This is a genomic window from Methylosinus trichosporium OB3b (assembly GCF_002752655.1).
GTDB classification, from domain to species: Bacteria; Pseudomonadota; Alphaproteobacteria; order Rhizobiales; family Beijerinckiaceae; genus Methylosinus; species Methylosinus trichosporium.
Map to the genome: position 1 here is coordinate 2,010,084 of NZ_CP023737.1, position 15,188 is coordinate 2,025,271.

At 63.9% G+C, this 15,188-nt stretch carries 12 protein-coding genes; 1 reads left to right on the forward strand and 11 read right to left on the reverse strand.

Annotation, left to right across the window (positions count from 1 at the left end; all coding sequences use genetic code 11):
- Positions 1 to 11: 11 nt before the first annotated feature.
- The 5 genes from CQW49_RS09725 to CQW49_RS09745 form a co-directional block, all read right to left on the reverse strand.
- Positions 12 to 710 carry an acylneuraminate cytidylyltransferase family protein gene (locus tag CQW49_RS09725; RefSeq protein ID WP_003610555.1) on the reverse strand — a complete coding sequence of 233 codons (699 nt, stop codon included), beginning with the start codon at positions 708 to 710 and terminating at the stop codon, positions 12 to 14.
- A 40-nt stretch (positions 711 to 750) separates the two neighbouring features.
- Entirely contained in the window at positions 751 to 1,428 is a 678-nt protein-coding gene (locus CQW49_RS09730; RefSeq protein ID WP_003610558.1) for an HAD family hydrolase, read from the reverse strand.
- A gap of 2 nt (positions 1,429 to 1,430) precedes the next feature.
- Positions 1,431 to 3,026, reverse strand: coding sequence for a beta/alpha barrel domain-containing protein (locus tag CQW49_RS09735; RefSeq protein WP_003610560.1), 1,596 nt, complete (start codon positions 3,024 to 3,026; stop codon positions 1,431 to 1,433).
- A gap of 54 nt (positions 3,027 to 3,080) precedes the next feature.
- Positions 3,081 to 3,932, reverse strand: coding sequence for a class I SAM-dependent methyltransferase (locus CQW49_RS09740; RefSeq protein WP_157926082.1), 852 nt, complete (start codon positions 3,930 to 3,932; stop codon positions 3,081 to 3,083).
- 288 nt (positions 3,933 to 4,220) lie between these two features.
- The gene (locus CQW49_RS09745; RefSeq protein ID WP_003610564.1) at positions 4,221 to 5,162 is read right to left on the reverse strand and encodes a class I SAM-dependent methyltransferase; all 942 of its coding nucleotides are present in this window, start codon (positions 5,160 to 5,162) and stop codon (positions 4,221 to 4,223) included.
- Positions 5,163 to 5,573: 411 nt separating this feature from the next.
- On the opposite strand from CQW49_RS09745, the gene CQW49_RS09750 reads away from it, so the two are divergent.
- Positions 5,574 to 6,449: a right-handed parallel beta-helix repeat-containing protein gene (locus CQW49_RS09750; protein WP_003610565.1), complete on the forward strand. Its 876-nt coding sequence runs from the start codon at positions 5,574 to 5,576 to the stop codon at positions 6,447 to 6,449.
- Positions 6,450 to 6,494: 45 nt separating this feature from the next.
- On the opposite strand, the gene CQW49_RS09755 is transcribed toward CQW49_RS09750, so the two are convergent.
- The 6 genes from CQW49_RS09755 to CQW49_RS09780 all read right to left on the reverse strand — a co-directional run bounded on the left by CQW49_RS09755 (position 6,495) and on the right by CQW49_RS09780 (position 15,180).
- A complete protein-coding gene (locus tag CQW49_RS09755) occupies positions 6,495 to 8,207 on the reverse strand; it encodes a hypothetical protein (protein ID WP_155931281.1) in 1,713 nt (570 codons plus the stop codon).
- Positions 8,204 to 9,316 (reverse strand): protein-glutamate methylesterase/protein-glutamine glutaminase, encoded by a 1,113-nt coding sequence (locus tag CQW49_RS09760; RefSeq protein WP_003610570.1) that lies wholly within the window; start codon positions 9,314 to 9,316, stop codon positions 8,204 to 8,206. The genes CQW49_RS09755 and CQW49_RS09760 overlap by 4 nt, the downstream gene beginning before the upstream one ends.
- Positions 9,313 to 10,224, reverse strand: a complete 912-nt coding sequence (locus CQW49_RS09765) for a CheR family methyltransferase (RefSeq protein WP_003610572.1) — start codon at positions 10,222 to 10,224, stop codon at positions 9,313 to 9,315. Before CQW49_RS09765 ends, CQW49_RS09760 begins: the two co-directional genes overlap by 4 nt.
- Complete coding sequence (locus tag CQW49_RS09770; RefSeq protein ID WP_003610573.1) at positions 10,224 to 10,709, reverse strand: chemotaxis protein CheW; 486 nt, start codon at positions 10,707 to 10,709, stop codon at positions 10,224 to 10,226. Before CQW49_RS09770 ends, CQW49_RS09765 begins: the two co-directional genes overlap by 1 nt.
- Before the next feature lie 72 nt (positions 10,710 to 10,781).
- Positions 10,782 to 12,986 carry a HAMP domain-containing methyl-accepting chemotaxis protein gene (locus CQW49_RS09775; protein WP_003610575.1) on the reverse strand — a complete coding sequence of 735 codons (2,205 nt, stop codon included), beginning with the start codon at positions 12,984 to 12,986 and terminating at the stop codon, positions 10,782 to 10,784.
- Positions 12,987 to 13,077: 91 nt separating this feature from the next.
- The gene (locus tag CQW49_RS09780) at positions 13,078 to 15,180 is read right to left on the reverse strand and encodes a HAMP domain-containing methyl-accepting chemotaxis protein (protein WP_003610577.1); all 2,103 of its coding nucleotides are present in this window, start codon (positions 15,178 to 15,180) and stop codon (positions 13,078 to 13,080) included.
- Positions 15,181 to 15,188: the final 8 nt, after the last annotated feature.

Consider the following 15,188-nt stretch of genomic DNA (forward strand, 5'->3'; position numbering starts at 1 on the left):
CGCGCGCCCGATCACGTCCCGCCGCCCTCCAGCGTCAACACGCGCTCGACGAAAGCGAAATCGTCGGGCCAATCCACGTCGAACGCGCAATGACGATCGACGATGTGGAGGATGGGATCATTGGTGATGCGGTCCCGTTCGCGCCGCATCACGTCGCGATCGATGATGAAGATCGAGGAGTTCACCTCATAGAAGCAGCGTAAATCCTGCGTCTGCGGCCATTTGTCGATGCTGCGGTCATGCGAGACGCAGCCCTGCTCGTCCCATAGGAACGACTGCACGCGCGTGACGCCCATCAAGCTCGCCTCGCCCTTCTCGGCCGCCGCTCGATAGGCGGCGACGGCGAGGTCCATCTGCTCGAATCCGAAGAAGGGCGAGGTGACGTGCATCCACACGACATCCCCCTCCGGCATGATCGTGGGCACATAGGCGACGAAAGCGTCCAGTGTGTCGGCGATAGCGAGCTCGCGCGGGCGATCCAGAATCTCGATCGGCTTGGCGAGCGAAGGCGCGAGATCACGCGCGATCGACATGCAGACGGGATCGTCGGTGGACAGAACCACGCCGGCGAGAAGCTCGCTCTTCGATATCTGCCGCAGCTTGCGTTCCAGAAGCCCGCCCGGAAAGCCCGCCAATGGCCGCGTATTCTTGTGCGGCACGCGCTGGCTTCCGGCGCGACAGGGAATGAAGGCGTAGGAGGGACGCGTCATGCGGGTCTCGTGTCTATGGTCGGCCCGGAGAGAATCCGGGTCATGACAGGCGGGGCGAAAGCGCGTTCGCCAGATGATCCAAAAGCTGCGGCAAACGGGTGATTTCCGCGAAGCGATGCTCGGACTTCAGCCGCGCCATCCCCTCCCGGTCGGCCGCCCAGGTGGAGAGATAGTAGAAGTCGCAATCATGCTTGCGCGCGGCGAGATAGTCCGCCTGGGCGTCGCCCACGAAGACATGGCGCTTCGCCGGGCATGCCGCCAGAACCTTCTCCAGATTGTCCGCTTTCGATGTCGGAGAGCCGAGGATGTCCGTGAAGAAACGGGCGAGACCCCGAGCCTCGAGCACGCCGCGCAGCTCCTGCTGGTCCGAGCCGGATACGACGAACATCGGCACGCCATGCGCGGCGAGCCGGGTCAACGCGTCCTGCGCCCCGTCGGTGAAGGGCTGTCGCGGGTAGTTTTCCGTGCAGTAGCGCCCGAAGGCGGACAAGATCTCGTCAGCCTCGCCGTCCGCCGGGGCGCGCATCAGATAATCCGTGAAGAATGCGCCGACCAGATGATAGCGCGACATGCCGAATGCAGTGCGTTGAAACGCCAGGAAGCGCTCGACCACAGGGGCCGGATAGGCCGACAAGACCGCCGCGAATCCCTCGGTCTTCATCGAATTGGAGTCGAGCAGCACTCCGTCGCAGTCGAGGACGACGCACAGATCAGCCATGCTCAGGCGGTCCGCGCCGTCTGAGAGAGAGCATAGGCCGACACGCAGGCCACATTATAGCTGGTGGGCGTGACCGACACGATGCTGCGATGCGGCCAGCGTGTCTCGGCCAGCTTCAGAGCGGCCTGCACATCGCGCGCATTCGCCTGCTGCGACGCGCTGGCGTTGCGATAGCCGTCGAAGCCGGCGAGATAGACGTCGGAGGCGTCGATGGCTTCCGCGGAGGCGAAGGCGAGATAGAGCGGCGGCTCGTCGGTCACCGGCCCGAGCCTCTCGCGGGCGTCCTCTTCCACCCAATGCGGCGCCTGATAGACATTGGCCGACTGCGGCGCCGATCCCACCAGACGCGGCGCCTCGGACGTCACGACATGGCGGTTCTCGCGAAACAGGATGGCGCGCTCCGCGTCGGTGGACAAGCGACCGAGTTCCTGACCGGCCAGGCAATAGATCTGCGGCACGCGGAGGTCATCGAACAGCGCTGCGCGGCGAGTGGTGGAATGCACCAATGTCATGTTGGAGCCGACCGCGAGCGTCTTCAACGCATCGACATGCTCGATCACGCTCTCGCCGCCGCCGATCACCAGCGCCGGGCGGCCGCCGAGCTCTGCGCGCAGCGGCGAGCGGGAGAGATCCGGATAGACTTTATCGTCGACCTCTCCGCCGCCCTGGAAGCGCAGAGCCGCGACGATCGAGGCGAGGCTGTAGCGCCGCGTGCCCAGCCAATCCATGACATCCGCCTGCGGCAGGCCGGCGAAGCCGGAAATCATATAAGCGAGGTTGGCGCCCCACTCATAATCCTTCTGCATCTGGACGAAGAGATCGACCGCCGACGAGAGGCAGGAATAATCCAGCTCGCTGCCGCAGCGGGCGGCGAGATAGGACAGCGCCAGCTCGGTCTTGGCGTTGCCGGCGCCGCGCCCCATGCCCGCCACCGTGGTGTCGAGCGTGGTGGCGCCGCCCTCGATCGCCGCGAGACTATTGGCGAAGGCGAGGCCGATATTGTCATGGCCGTGGAAGCCGATCGGATGCGGCAGCACGGCCCGGGCCTCGGCCACCGTGTCCCGCACCTCGTCCGGCATGCAGCCGCCATAGCTGTCGACGAGGGCCACCGCCTCGGTCTTGGCCCTCGCCAGCGGCGCGAGCATGGCCGCCTTGCGAACATAAGTGTTCAGATACATGATGTTCAGGCCGACGCTGAAGCCCAGCTCGGCGCAGGCGTCGGCGAGCTCGATGGCGAGGCCGATCTTCGAGGGCGCGACGGCGAAACGGATCGTGTTCACCACGCCCGCCAAATCACCGATCAGTCCCGCGACGCTCTCCGGCCGCACGTCCTTCTCATTGAGCATGATGGCGAGGCGCTGGTCCGGCCGCAGCCGATCCCGGCAATGCTGCGCGAGCGCTCTGGGAAGATGGAAGAAGCGGCCGAAATAGGTCTTCTTGGCGGGGCTGCGGTAGCCGATCTCGACCGAGCGGATGTCGACGGCCGTGCGCATTGCGTCGAGATAACGCTCCAGCAGCGCGTCGCCGAAATCCCAGTCGGTGTAGTAGCCGCCGTCACGCAAGGTGCAGTCGAACAGAGTAATGGTCTTCGCTTCCATCTGTCGCCTCTCTCCATCTCGCGTGCCAGCGCTCGCCGATTTCAACGCATCAGATCATTGCGATAGTCCGTAGCGCGATCTGACCGCCGAGCGGATCCAAGCGAAATGCGGCTCGACATTCTTATTGCTCTTCTTCAGCATGAAGGACGCCGTCTCGCGCGACAGCTCCATCTCGGCCAGTCGCGCTTCGGCCTTTGAACGGTGGCCGAGCTGCCACAGCGTGAGCGGATAGGCGAGCGCGAGCTTGTTGCAGGCCTCCTTGGGGAGGAAATCCAGGATGCTCGTCCAGAGCCGGTCGATCTCGGCGGCGTCGAACTGCTTGTAGCTGTAGACATCCGACACGCGCTCCTCCGGCACCGGAGCGGTCACGAGGAACATCACCGTCGAGCCTTCGAGAACGACGACCTGCGGCTCGAGCATGTCGAGCGACGCCGTATAGATCGCGAGCTCGTAGGACGGGAAATGGAGGTAGTCCTGAAAAGCGATGCGCGTCTTTCCAGGGATGAAGAACGGCGCCAACTGCTTAAAGAGCCGCCGGATGGTCCGCCAGGATTTCGGTGCGTCGATCACCAGAGTCTCGATCTGGCCGTCCGTCCAGCCGAGGTCGATGGCGCTGGCGACCTTTGGATCGATATGAGAGCGGAGCGGCTCGACATTGACGAGGAAGTTCGGGAAGAAAGATTGTCCTTCCTCGATGGTCAGGCCCGATTTCTCGCCCATTCCAGGACGCCAGACATAATCGTCGTGAGTATGAAGCTTCTGGCCACGACCGGCGTCGCGCAACCCGGCGGCGAGGTGCAACGTGCTGCATCCGAGCCACGTGCCGATTTCGACGACCTCGCCTACGCCGGTGTGCTTGGACGACGCCAGCCAATAGAGAAAACGACGCTCCGATTCAGAAATCATCCCGGGCGGCAAGACGAGGCCAGGCGCCTCTACATCCCCGAAATTCGAGATATGGACCACCCTCGACATCCGTTCCTCACCTGCTTCGGGAGGACGATCCGCGCCGCCCTCCCCTAATTCATCGGCCAGCCGGCGCTGGTCCGTCCGGCGTCCGACGCCTCGGTCGCCTTCTAGAGCTTCGGAGTGAAAGCGTCTATCGCGACCTCGCTCCATTCGGCCGGTCGCGCCCCTCGATCCGAAGGCGACTGGACCGCCGTTCGATGAACGAGCCCGCGTTGCGGACGATGACTATAGCGTCGGCTTTCGAGCGAGACAAATCACTTGCTTCGTCAGCAGCTCGGAGCGGCTGAAGCGACCGAGTCGCCGCTCGATCTCCGGCGTCAGGCGGGCCTGCACGGGCGGCTTGTCCTCGACCAGCGTCCATTCGACGATCGAGAAATAGCGCTCGGTCAAATCGCGGAGCTCGCCGATGCGGAGCCGGTTGAGATGAGTTCGAATGACGTGATCCGACGGCGCGTCGAAATCGACATGCGCCCAATCGGCGTATTTGAGATGCTCGGGATTTTCCGGATCGAAGTCCTTTAGGGTTTTCGGATCCTGGTTATGTCCGGACCAGGAATAAAAATTGGTGTGCAGGAACCAGATGCTGCCGCCGGGGTTGAGCGCTTTCTGAAAGCGCGAGAACAAAGATTCGATATCGTGCAGATGTTCGGTGACCGTATGGAGAATGATAGTGTCGAAGGTGCGCTCTTCGAGGATGTCGGCATTCTGATAATATTCGATACGCGGAATGCGCAGCATCACCGATTCCAATGAGACTCCGGTGTTGACGGTGGCCTTGAGCCGCCGACTCCGAAATCGACGCCTCGACAGATCGACCACCGGATCGACGCCGACATAGGAGCGCGCGCCCATCGCGCGGAATGCGGCGCCGTACATCGTCGTCCCACAGCCGAAGTCGAGGACGTCTTTTCCTATGAGCAGCGGCCGGATCTGCCGCGGAAGCATGGTGTGGCCGACATCACAAATAACCGAGCATATCTGGAAGAGACGCTCGCTTGCTTTGAGATTCGTATCTTTGTTGTGAACAATATAGTTCGTGAACACGCTTTGCGGCGTGTCGAAGCCCACAATCTGCGCAGCGACGGATCGCGCCTGCTGCTCGGTGAAGGATAGATCCCATTCGACCGACCCCTGATCGACAGTTTGAACATGCTCTTCATCGTGCATTGTGCTGGATCACCTCGGTGAGGGGGGCCGAATCCCAATTGTCCACCGCTGCCGGCGGGGCTTGAATCGTGCGGTTATGCTTCAGATTAGCTTCATATGCGAGCAATTTACAAGAGATTGGGATTTCGCGATCGCCACAATTGCATAAACATTTGTTTTTACGATGCTTCCTCGCCACCGCCGGACCCGCTCGGCGCGCGAGTGAATTGTCGTGCGGACACACTGCTCTGCACGACGACACCCGCGCTCTCGCTCATCCGCAGTGGGCGGGAGTGAGACCTTTTTCCCCCCGCGCGCCGCGGCGGTCGTCTTCTCGCCGATGTGCTAGCGCGCACAGAAGCGCGTGAACACATCGGGCATGCTTTTCGGCATGGGAGCAACGGCGCTCCACATTCCACGAGGAGCAAAACAATGCATGAACGATCCATCGTCTCGGCGCTCGCCGCCGCCGCTTCGCTCGCCGCCTGCTTCGCTGCTTCGCCGGCGGCGGCGCTCAACGCCGTGTCCTATGTGTCGGGCAAGGGCGCCGACGCCGGCGTCTGCGCCACGCCCGCCAGCGCCTGCCGCACTTTCGCCTATGCGCTCACGCAGACGAAAGCGGCCGGCGAGATCAAGGCGATCGATGCGGCGAATTATGGCGCGGCGGCCGCCGGCCTCGTCATCAACAAGTCGATCACCATCACCGGCGTTCCCGGAGCCGGCGTCGATATGACGGCTCTCGATACGGCGATCAAGGTCTCCGCCGGCGGCATTGGCGTCGTCACTCTGCGCAATCTCGAGATCAATGGACAGGGCGTCGCCCCGAACGGCATCTTCGTGCAGAGCGCTAAGCGTGTCTACATTTCCGACGTCACGGTTCGCAATTTCACCGGCGACGGCATCGCACTCGGCAATAATGGCGGCAACGCCGCAGTAACGATCGCCGATTCGACCGTGACCAACAACGGCTTCATCGGCGTGCGCATCGAGCCGCCGGGCGGCGCCTCGCTGCGCGTGAACATCGAGCATGTGACATCGAACGACAATGGCCACAGCGGCTTCCTCTCCTCCTCGACCGCCAAGACGACGATCGTCGACAGCATCGCCGAGGGCAATCTGGTCGACGGCTTCAGGCTGGAGGGGAATGCAACGGGACTGATGATCCTCAGCCGCTCGGTCGCGACCGCGAATGGCGGCGGTATCCGCAATGTCTCGGCCGGGGGCGTTGTTCGCAGCTATGGCGACAATCGCGTCAACGCCAACACCACGGACACGGCAGGAACGATCGTTCTGGTCACGCCGCAATAGAGCGTCAGAGGGCGCGCCTCTGCGAGGTGCGCCTTCGATAAAGCCTCAGGCGAACAGAATGTCCCCGAGATCCTCTTCAGCATCCGAGTTGCACGGCGTCGGCCGGCGATATCCCTCCGGCTCGACGACGCCTCTGTGGAGGATCCGCTCGCCTTCCATCGTGTAAAGCCCCCAAATAGCTTCGAGCAGCGAGGCTGACGCCGCCAAATCGTCCGACAACTCCGGGAGATCGAACGCTGCTTGTTCGAGGTCGCGCGCCGCTCGGCTCGAGGCGTCACAGACGCGCTGCAACGGAACCAGCTCGGCGATCGAGCCGCCGAGAAAATCCGTCACGCGTCGACTATCCGTCAGCAGCGACCCGAAAGCCCCTTCGAGTCGCTGCGCGATCACATCCAGATCCCCGAGCGTCGCCGACAGATCCGCACCGAAGTCGTCGATCCCCACACTCGTCTTTGTCGCCACGAAGCCGCGTGCGAGAGAGAGCGCGCGTCCGAGCGACGGCATGAGCATTTCCGCGTCGCTGGAAATCCTTTGCGCATTGCTGCGCAATTGCTCGGCGATGACGCCGAGCGCGAGACCGCCGGAGCCGAACTGGCGCGACTTCAAGCCGGCGTTGATGCCGACGAGCATCATCTGCTTCACGGCTTGCTCGAGCGAGCACATGCGCTCCTCGAGCGAAATCAGCGTCTGAAGAGCCTCGAACTTGACCTTCTCGACGGCAGTCGAAGCGGTTGCGCATTCCTGCATCAGCTGCCGCGACGCCTCGAGCTTCTCGATTAATGCGCCGAGGAAAGAGCCGTTCGCCACATTGTCCGCGCCCCAAATCTGCGCGCCTTCCGATCCGATGGCCGTGCAATCCTCGACGAGCTGCTCGAGCGCCTCGCGGATCTGCCGAAGTCCGTCATCGAAGCCGCTCGACGCCGCATCGATCTGCGCCGCCTCCAGCAGGCATATGGTCCTCAGCGTCGCTATCGCCTTGTCGCTCCCGAGCGTAGGCGACGTCGTGCGCGACATGTGCAGAGCATCGACGACATGCTCGATGCGTTGACGCGTATTATCGCCGATTTGCAGGGCGATGATGGCGACACCGATCGCCGAGGAAATCTGCTTCGAGCGAGCGCCGACCCCGGCCGCGGTCTTCGCCGCCCGCCGGCGCCGTTCGTCGACGAGACCGAAGGCTCGTCTCAGCTCTTGCGAAACCGTTGCGATCTTGCCGCGATAGTGACGTTCGAACTCGACCTGCGCGAGGCATGCCGAAGCGAGCTTGCCGATGAGCTCGGCCTGCTCGCCGCCATGCGCATCGACCGTCTCCTGAGCGACCTTGACGGTGCGCGCCATCTCGACCGAAAAAATCGACAGATCCTCTCCATCTCGATCGAGACGGGTGGCCTCGATCTTCGCATTGAGCGTCAGTATCGTCATCGTGCGCGCGCCGTCCTGCAAGCGCCTGAGAAGATCGGCGACCTCACGATTGATCGCGAGAAGCTCCGCCAACGCGGCTTGCTCGCCGACCATTTCCTCGCCCACGGCGTCGAGGGCGCCCGAGATCTTCGCGAGCCGATTTGCCACCTCGCACATGTCGTCGTTCTCGAGACCCGTCGACAAGGTCTCGAATGTGGCGGTAAGCCCGCCGAAATCGACGATGGCGTCTCCCAATCCTGCGCCGATCGCGGCGAAGACGCGTTCGCTGTCCTGAAACACCCCGTCGAGCGACGCGGCGATGCGGTCGACGACCGACAGGGCAGCCGAGTGGCTCATGCGGCTGTCCATTTCGTCGCTCCGACGCTCGGCTCGGCGAGTTCGTTGATCAAAATTTCGCGCGCGACGCCGCCGAGGGGAACGATCTTCTCCGCCGCGCCGATGGCGATAGCCTCCTTCGGCATGCCGAACACGACACAGCTCTGCTCGTCCTGAGCGATGGTCCGCGCCCCGGCCTGCTTCATTTCCAGCAGGCCCTTCGCGCCATCGTCGCCCATGCCGGTCATGATGACGCCGATCGCATTGGCGCCGGCGCATTGCGCAGCCGAGCGAAACAGCACGTCGACCGATGGGCGATGACGCGACACCAGCGGGCCGTCCTTGATCGCGACATGATAGCGTGTCCCATTGCGCTGCAGAAGCATGTGCCGATTGCCCGGCGCGATGAGAACGCGCCCGGCATGCACGAGGTCGCCGTCTTCCGCCTCTTTCACTTCCACCCGGCACAGGCCATTGAGCCGACGCGCGAAGGCGGCGGTGAAATGCTCGGGCATATGCTGCACGATCACCATTCCGGGCGAGTTCTCGGGAAGCGCTTCGAGCACATCGCGCAGCGCTTCGGTGCCGCCCGTCGAAGCGCCGATGCAAACGATCTTCTCGGTTGGACGATGGATCGAGCGCAGCGCCGGCGGCGGCAGCATGACATCGGCGGTGAGCTTTCGCTCGACGACGCTCGGACGAGAGACCGCGCCACGGCGCTTCGAATGCGCTGCGGCGCGGACTGCGTCCGAGACGCGCACCTTCGCCTCCATGAGAAACTGTTTGGTGGCGATCTGCGGCTTGGCGATCACGTCCACGGCCCCCGCCTCCATGGCGTCGACCAGCGCCTTCGAGCCCGCGTCCGTCAGGCTCGAGCAGATCACCACAGGCATCGGCTTCTGCGACATGATCTTGCGCAGAAAGGTGATGCCGTCCATGCCCGGCATCTCCACATCGAGAATGATGACATCGGGAATTTCCGCCTGAATTCGGCGGGCCGCCGCATAGGCGTCGGCGGCGGTTCCCATCACCTCTATGTCCGGCTCGGCGCCGAGCATGTCGCTCAACGTCTGACGCACCGAGGCGGAATCGTCGACGATCAGGACACGAATTTTGGCGATCCTGTTCATGCGCGTCCTCCTTCTCGTCGATAAACCGTGGAAGCGATCTGGCGCAGCTCGCTCTGCTTGGAGCCAGCCATCGATTCGGAATGGCCGAGGAGCAGATAGCCGCCTGGTCGCAGATGCCGAGAGAGATTGGTCACCACCGCCTGCTGAGTCGCCGCCGAAAAATAGATGAGCACGTTGCGACAAAAGATCACGTCCATGTCGTCGTCGACCGGATAGGCCGAGTCCATCAGATTGAGCCGCTCGAAACGCGTTCGTCGGCGGAGTTCCGGAACGATGCGCGCCTCGCGTCGTCCGGGATCGCGCGAGCGCATTACATAGCGCTCGCGCATCGCCCGCGGCGTCGGCGCGAGCATCTCGTCGGGATAGACGGCGCGCCGCGCCTGCTCCAAGGCCGCCGAGCAGATGTCGGTGCCGAGAATGCAAAAATCGAACCGTTCGATCTTGGCGAGGTCGGCGAGCACCATCGCGATCGTGTAGGCTTCGGCGCCGATCGACGAGGCCGCGCTCCAAATTTTCAAACGATCGGTCCGACGTCGTCGCTGCGTGAGCAGCTGCGGGACGATCTCTTGCGTCAGCATATGGAAATGCTCCGGCTCACGAAAAAAATCCGTTTTGTTCGTCGTCATGCAATCGATGAGATGAATGCTCTCATTCACGAGCCCGCCGCCCTCGAACACGAAGCGGGCGTAATCGTCGAGATTCTCGAGGCCGAGCGCCTTGACCCTGCGGCGCAGCCTCCCCTCGACCATGGTTCGCTTCGACGGCGGCAACCGAATGCCGACCTCCGTCTCGATGAAGGCCGTGAGCGTACGGAAGTGGCGATCGCTCAGGGCGTCGAGTCGGATCGTGTGGGCGGCGCCCTCTACGAGCCCGGCCTCGCTCGCACGCCGCAAGGGCTCGCTCCCCATCACGCGGCTCGCGGCGCGCCGGTGGCGGCCATCAGCGCAATGTCTTCCTCGGCGAGCAGGCGCGGCAGATCGAACACCACGACGAAGGCTCCATTGCGCCGACCGATGCCACGAATGCACTCCGCGCGCCATCGGCCGCCGACATTGGGTGGCGGGTCGATCGCGTCGCGATCGAGCTCTGTCACCTCGAACACGCAATCGACGAGAAGGCCGAGCGAAGCATCGCGTCCGCTAAGCAGGATATCCACGACGATCAAGCGACTCGCCTCCGTCGCCGCGACGCAGGACAGGCCGAGCTTGGCGCGCAGGTCGATGATCGGCACCGCTTCGCCGCGCACGTCGATCATCCCGAGCACATAGGCCGGCGCCTGCGGCAGCTTGGTGATGTGGCGATAATCGAGAATTTCCCGCACCAAAGCGACGGGAAGGCCGAAGACCTCGCCGTCGAGGCCCAGTGTGACGAATTGGCTCTGGTCCTGTGTCATCTTCGCAATGTCCTCGTCTCGCGGCAGGTGAGCGCTCTCGACCTTCGCGGGCGGGAGCGCTCGGATCATGACTCAGCCGCGCCGGAAATCGGCGTCCAGCTCATCCTCGCCGTGAGAAAGGTCGAGCATGAAGCCTCCGGTGCCGGTCGCCTTCATCGCCGGTCGAGCCGCGCGCGCGCCCTTGTCGGAGGTCGCGCGTTGGGCGAGCTCGGCGGCGGCGGACATCGCCTTCTCGCGCAGCTGGCGAATGGCGGGACGGCGGCTCTGCGCCGCCGCGACGCGCATGTCGTCGCCGAGACGGAAATAGGCGATTGTCGATTGCAATTGCTCGGCCTGGCTCGACAGCTCTTCCGAGGTCGCGGAGACTTCCTCGGAAGAGCTGGCGTTCTGCTGCGTCACCTTGTCGAGCTGCTGGATCGCCTGATTGATCTGCGCGGCGCCGGCGTCCTGCTCGCGGCAAGCGGAGGTGATCTCCTCGACGAGCGAAGCGGTGCGGCGAATATCGGGCACGAGCTTGGTCAGCATCTCGCCGGCCTCGCGCGCCGCGCGCACCGTGTCGGTGGAGAGAACGCCGATCTCCGCCGCGGCGGTCTGGCTGCGCTCGGCGAGCTTGCGCACTTCCGAGGCGACGACAGCGAAGCCCTTGCCATGCTCACCGGCGCGCGCCGCCTCCACCGCCGCATTGAGCGCGAGCAGATCGGTCTGACGCGCGATCTCCTGCACGATGCCGATCTTGTCGGCGATCGTCTGCATCGCCTGCACCGCGCGGTCCACGGCCTCGCCGCTCGCCTCGGCGTTGCGCGCCGACTGATGCGCGATGGTCTCGGTCTGATTGGCGTTATCGGCGTTCTGCTTGATGTTGGAGGCCATCTGCTCCATCGAGGCCGACGCCTCTTCGGCAGAGGACGCCTGCTCGGTGGCGCCCTGCGAGAGTTGCTCCGAGGATGCGGAGAGCTCCTGCGCGCCGGCCGCGACATTATTCGCCGCGGTCGTCGCCTTGACGATGATCTCGCGCAGATTGGCGACCATGCGCTCCAATGCGATGCCGAGCGTGTCCTTGTCGGAGAGCGGCTTCGCCTCGACGGTGAGATCGCCCGCCGCGATCTTGTCGGCGACGGTGGCGGTAGCGCTCAGATTGCGCGTCATGGCGTTGAGCGCGTCGACGAGATCGGCCAGCTCGTCATTGCTGCTCGCCGAAACCTGCTGGCTTAGATCGCCGATCGCCACTGCATTGGCGAGACCGACTGCCCGGCCGAGACCGCGGCTGATGTTGAGGCCGATCCACAACGCGGCGCCGATGGCGACAATGACCGAGCCGGTTAGCATGAGGATGAGCAGGAAGCGCGCCTGCTCGTAATCGGCGACGGCCGACGCCTTGGCTTCGTCAACCATCTTGCGCTGGAAGGCGATAAATTCATCGATCGCCTTTATCACGTCGATCACGCGCGTGCGTCCCTCGCCGCTCGATAGTCCGGAAGCGACCAGAGAACCGCCCTCACGCGCGAGGTCTACCGCACGCGCCTCCATCTTCAGCCATCGATCGAGCGTCGCCGAGAATTGCTCCGCCGGCTGGGTCATCCCGGCCCGCATCGCGCGGCCCTTGACGCCTTCGGCGGCGGCGGCGAGAGCAGTCGAATCCGCCTGGAGCGGCTTGTAGCGGGATTCGAGATCCCCCATCGTCGTGGAAGCAATATAGGCGTACATGTCGCCGCGCAGCTTCTCCATCGCCGAATGAATGCGCTCGAGATCGGCGACGAGCAGAGGAGCGTTGTTGCGCGCGGCCGTTTCGGAAAAAGCGGCGAGCGCGGCGCGGAATTCCTTGCCGGATTCGGCGCCTTCGGTCGCGGCGAGAGCGAAGGCCTTATTCGCCGAATTCAGCTTGGCCGCCTTCAGGACCTTGTCCTGCACAGGGTTCAAGGCGTCGGTGGCCATGGCGATCTTGCCGAGAAACTCCCTGCCCTTCGGAGTGGCTGCCTCATAGATCGTCTCGCGCAGCTTGCGCGCGTCGTCGCGGACCTTCAGTGCGTTGGCCACATGTCGCTCGCTCTCCTCGTCCGTCGATGCGATGATAGCGTTCTTCTCCGAGCGGACCCCGTCGAGCATCAGCACTTTCAAATCTTCCGCCCCGACGAGCCTCTTTACACGGCCCTCGACGATCATCTCGATATTCTCGTTGAGCGCCGCGAGCTTCGTGTAGGAGACGGCGCCGGCCGCCGCCGAGAGAACGATGACGACGCCGAACGCCGTAGCGAGCTTTGCTTTGACCGTGTATCGCATCGAATGCCCCTGTCACAATATTTCGACTGTCATCTCTCGAAGCGCTCTCGTCGGGGGACAGGAGCTTGTTCATCTCGGCTGGCGCGGGGCCTCAGCCCCTTCGGAATTCCGCGTCCATCTCGTCTTCTCCACCGGCGAGGTCGAGCACGAAGCCGCCGGTGCCGGTGGCCTTCATCGCCGGCTTGGCGGCGCGCATCGGCTTGCGTCCGCCGGACGAGCGCTGCGACAGCTCCGCAGCTGCGAACATCGCCTTCTCGCGCAGCTGGCGCACGCCATGCGCGCCAGTGTCGGCATGGCTCGCCGCGCTGCTTCGCGCTGCTTGGTCGCCGAGACGGAAGAAAGCGATCGTCGATTGCAATTGCTCGGCCTGGCTCGACAGCTCTTCCGACGTCGCGGAGACTTCCTCCGACGAGCTGGCGTTCTGCTGCGTCACCTTGTCGAGCTGCTGGATCGCCTGATTGATCTGCGCTGCGCCGGCGTCCTGCTCGCGGCAGGCGGAGGTGATCTCCTCGACGAGCGAAGCGGTGCGGCGAATGTCGGGCACGAGCTTGGTCAGCATCTCGCCCGCCTCGCGCGCCGCCTTCACCGTGTCGGTCGATAGAACGCCGATCTCCGCCGCAGCCGTTTGACTGCGCTCGGCGAGCTTGCGCACTTCCGAGGCGACGACGGCGAAGCCCTTGCCATGCTCGCCGGCGCGCGCCGCCTCCACCGCCGCATTGAGCGCGAGCAGATCGGTCTGGCGCGCGATCTCCTGCACGATGCCGATCTTGTCGGCGATCGTCTGCATGGCCGTGACGGCGCGGGCGACCGCTTCCCCGCTCGCTTCCGCATTGCGCGCCGATTGATGCGCGATGGTCTCGGTCTGATTGGCGTTGTCGGCGTTCTGCTTGATGTTGGAGGCCATCTGCTCCATTGAAGCGGACGCCTCCTCCGCCGAGGCCGCCTGCTCCGTTGCGCCCTGGGAGAGCTGCTCCGCCGATGCGGCGAGTTCCTGCGCTCCGGCCGTGACATTGCTCGCCGCATCGGCCGTCTTGGCGACCACCTCTCGCAGATTGACGACCATCTTCTTCAGCGCCGCAACGAGATCGCCGATCTCGTCGTCACTGTCAGCGGTGATGTTGCGAGAGAGATCGCCATCTGCGACGGCGCTCGCAAGCGTGACGGCCCGGTTGAGGCCGCGGCTGATCGAGTAGCCGATCCAGATCGCGGCGGCGACGGCGACGAAGATCGAAATGGCCAAGACGAGAACAAGCAGCGTCCGAGCTTGATCGTAATCCGAGGCCGCCTTTGCTCTGGCCTCATCGACCATATTGCGCTGAAAAGCGATGAAGTCATCGAGCGACTTCGTGACCTCGGCGGCGAGAATGCGCTTTTGATTGCTCGACAAGTCGGCGGCGTACACCGAACCGCCCTCACGCGCGATGGCGATCACGCGCGCCTGTGTCTTCAGCCATTGATCGAAGGCGGCTCCGAAATGCTCCGCCGCCTGAACCATCCCCGCTTTCACGGCCCTCGACTTGATCGCTTCGGCGCTAGCCTCTATTGTCGTGGCTTCGGCCTGAAGCGCCTTGGCGCCGGATTCGAGCTCCGCCATTGTCGGAGCCGAAATATAGAGGTGCGTGTCTCCGCCCAGAGTCTCGATGGCCGAGTGAAGCCGCTCGAGATCGGTCACGAGCAGGGAGGCTCCGTTTTTCGCGGCCACCTCGGAAAAGGCGTTGAACGCCGTGCGAAGCTCCTTGGCCTTGGCGGCTCCTTCGGTCGTTGCGAGGCTGCGGGCTTTCGAGGCGGAGTTCAATTTCGCGGCGTTCAGCACCTTGTCGAGCAGAGGGTCGACCGCATCGGCTGCTGTGCCGACCTTGGCGATCAATTCCTTGCCTTTCGGGGACGCGACTTCGTAGATGGTTTCGCGCAGCTTGCGAAATTCCTCGCGCAGCTTCAGCGCACGGCCGACGTGCTTCGCGCTTTCTTCGTCTGTCGTGGCGATGATCGCATTTTTCTCGGATCGGACGGCTTCGCTGGAAATGACTTTGAGATCCTCCGCCCAGACGAGCCGCTTCACGCGCGCCTCGACGATCGTCTCGATATTCTCGTTGAGCGCTGCGAGCTTCGTATAGGCGACGGCTCCTGCTGCCGCAGACAGAATTATGACGACGCTGAAAGCGCTCGTCAGCTTTGCTTTGACTGTGTATCGCATGGTCCGCC